The 254-nt window shown below is 77.6% G+C and carries 1 pseudogene; it reads left to right on the forward strand.

The window, feature by feature from the left end:
• Window positions 1–254: pseudogene (locus MXD60_RS26425) on the forward strand (hypothetical protein); the annotation flags it as partial.

Raw genomic sequence — 254 nt, forward strand, 5'->3', positions numbered from 1 at the left:
CCCCGGGGGCGGCCGGGAGGTCGACGTGCTCGTCCTGCCGTTCTCCGCCGGTCGGTGGTTGCGGCGGACGCGGGAGGTGCCCGGGCTGCAGGCCGTGGTGCTCGCCTCCGCCGGCTACGAGCACGCCCTCCCGCACGCCCCCGACGGGGTCCAGGTCGCCAACGCCGTCGGGGTCCACGACACCCCCACCGCGGAGATGGCCCTCGCGCTGATCCTAGCGGCCCAGCGGGGTCTGGCGACCTACGCCCTCGCGC

It is taken from the genome of Frankia sp. AgB32 (genome assembly GCF_023243045.1).
GTDB lineage: Bacteria > Actinomycetota > Actinomycetes > Frankiales > Frankiaceae > Frankia.